The organism is Chryseobacterium sp. YIM B08800, assembly GCF_026163565.1.
Taxonomy (GTDB): Bacteria; Bacteroidota; Bacteroidia; order Flavobacteriales; family Weeksellaceae; genus Chryseobacterium.
The window spans coordinates 1-2,516 of sequence record NZ_JAPDKN010000091.1; the positions used below are offsets into that span (position 1 = coordinate 1).

Below are 2,516 nucleotides of genomic sequence, written 5' to 3' on the forward strand. Positions count from 1 at the left end.
TTTAGTCTTTTTTATAGAATCCAAAGTAAAGGCAAAGTCTCCCGATTTTAAGGCAGTAAAACAAATTCCAAAACATGAATAAACTCCAAATTATAACAACCTTATTCGTATTTATTTTCCTAACTAACTGCAAAAATTCAGAACCCATGAAATACAAAGTCGGTCAAGAGTGGAATTACAAAACCCGAAAAGAAGAAGAAAGTTCTACTCTGAAAATTTTAAAAATAGAAGAATATCCAAAACACGGAAAGATTATTCATATTTCAATAGGTGGATTGAAAGTAGGAAATCCTGATGTGGAAAAAGGTTTTGCAAATGAATTTACGCACATTCCAATTTCTGAAATAGCATTAGATAAAAGTGTTACTAAATTAAAAAATGAAAAAGTCAAACTGCCCGACTCTATTGATGGATATTCTTATTGGAAAAAAGAATTTGACCAGGGAATTGCCGGTATATTTTCAATCTCAGTTTATGAAATTGTAGATTTAATGGAAGAATCAATCATCACTGGAAATGGTGTTATTGAATAGATTACATTATTGTAATGTCCTCGATGTCGCAGATTTCCAATCCGTGACTTTTCCCTATATTTAAACCATACTTTTTTACACAAAAAATCAATCAAACCAAACCTCAACGTCATTGAAAACAAAATTATTACTCTTATCACTTTTCGGTTTATGCTTAGTCAATGCACAAACCCTAAATTTTAAACATCTTTCAGATATGTCAATGAGAAGAGGAGCGATAAGCAGTACCATTGCAGGTGACAATATCTACGTGAGCAATGGGTATAAAGATACAGATGGTAATGCCACAATTATTGAAAAATACAGTATTAAAGATAACCGCTGGAGTGTGATCAATTCTAGTTTGGTTCCTAAAAGATTCGCCAATTCGGAGACTTACAATAATAAAATCTATATTTTTAACGGTTGGGGAAACAGCAATCTTGAAATTATAGACCTTGAAACTCATAAAAAAACGAAGGGAGCTGTTAATCATTCCTACACAGGAAATGCAGGTTCTGCCATTCATAACGGAAAAATATATACGTTCGGAGGAAGTGGGCTCAACAATGCCGCCACCACAGTATTTTCTGATAGATTCCAATATTACGACATCGCTTCAGACACATGGCATCCATTACCGAATATGCCAACAGCCAGAGAAGCAAGGGGCAAAATTGTGAATGATAAACTCTATGTTATTGGTGGCTTTAACGGGACCTCATCACGTCTTGTGAATGTGTATGATTTCAACAAGAACATGTGGACAGAGCAATACACGATGCCTGCTGCAATATCCGGTCATTCATTAGCGGTGTCCGGTAATAAAATCTTTATCGCAGGCGGTTATAACAATCAAAATTTTCTGGCTTATTTTGATACAGAAACCAATAAGTTACATAAGTTATCTTCCAATATGATCCCCAGAAGACATGCTGCTGCGGAAATATATAACAATAAATTATACATCATAGGTGGAAGTACAGCATCCTCAACCAAATCATCGATTAAAAGCATTCAGGTTGCGGATATTAGCGAAGAAGCACTTTCCGCTAAATAAACGAATGAAGATGTATATGCTGTTGCAGATTTGCAATCCGTGACTTTTAAATAAAGCTCAGATTATAAATCTACGCTCTCCAAAATATTATAAACCGTTCCCATTTCCAGAACGGTTTTTTATTAATTTTACAGTCAACAATAAATTATGAGTTATATAGAAACGAAAATTGATGAAGCATTTATTACTACTTTCCTGCGTCCGAGAGAAAAGGTAGTGACAGATTTTTTAATGAATGTTTTGAGTTCGCAATATCAATTCAGAGAAGATGACAGAAAAATAGAAGTAATCAGTTTGTATTATTATGCTGCCAATCCTTTGGCTTTTCTATTTGCTTTGCCCAATTATGAATATTACGCTCCGGATAAAACCACGCAAATCGCAGAATTGCATTTGAAAGACCATTCTTTGGAAGACTACTCCTATTTTGATGTTCAGGAATTATGTAAAACGGTTTTGAATGAAAACAATATCGATTATTCAGCCTATCTCAATCATGAAAATCTCTTGGATTTTGCCAATTATTGGGAAAATCAAAACGGATTGGAAATTGATTTCATTAAAAACTGTTGGAAAAATGCAAAAGAAAATACCCGCTCAAAAATGATTGGTTTTTTAGAATCATCAGACAATTCCGCCGGAATATTTGATTTAGATCATGGTTTTGAACTTCCATTTGAAATAGAAATTGACGAGTATTTACAATCCAGAGGCTTTTTCATTAATAAAGAAATTTAACTTGATAAAATAATTAATGCTTATTCACAATTTCTCATATTTTACAACTTTTTGTATTTCTTTGCTAAGTTTACGCCTTTGTATAACTTTAAAACGGTCGAATTTTAAGATTCCTTGTTTGCCTTTGCGTTAAATCATGAATCATTAGTAAAAACGGATGTACATCAATAATTTCATATTGATACGATGTAATTTTATATTATAAC

Annotated in this window: 3 protein-coding genes; all 3 read left to right on the forward strand. The window is 32.9% G+C overall.

What is annotated here, in order from left to right; genetic code table 11:
• Positions 1-146: 146 nt before the first annotated feature.
• The 3 genes from OEW74_RS19200 (at position 147) to OEW74_RS19210 (ending at position 2,310) form a co-directional block, all read left to right on the forward strand.
• A complete protein-coding gene (locus tag OEW74_RS19200) occupies positions 147-533 on the forward strand; it encodes a hypothetical protein (protein WP_265430009.1) in 387 nt (128 codons plus the stop codon).
• 112 nt (positions 534-645) lie between these two features.
• Positions 646-1,572, forward strand: a complete 927-nt coding sequence (locus OEW74_RS19205) for a Kelch repeat-containing protein (RefSeq protein WP_265430010.1) — start codon at positions 646-648, stop codon at positions 1,570-1,572.
• A gap of 147 nt (positions 1,573-1,719) precedes the next feature.
• Positions 1,720-2,310: a hypothetical protein gene (locus tag OEW74_RS19210; protein WP_265430011.1), complete on the forward strand. Its 591-nt coding sequence runs from the start codon at positions 1,720-1,722 to the stop codon at positions 2,308-2,310.
• The last annotated feature ends 206 nt before the right edge of the window (positions 2,311-2,516 follow it).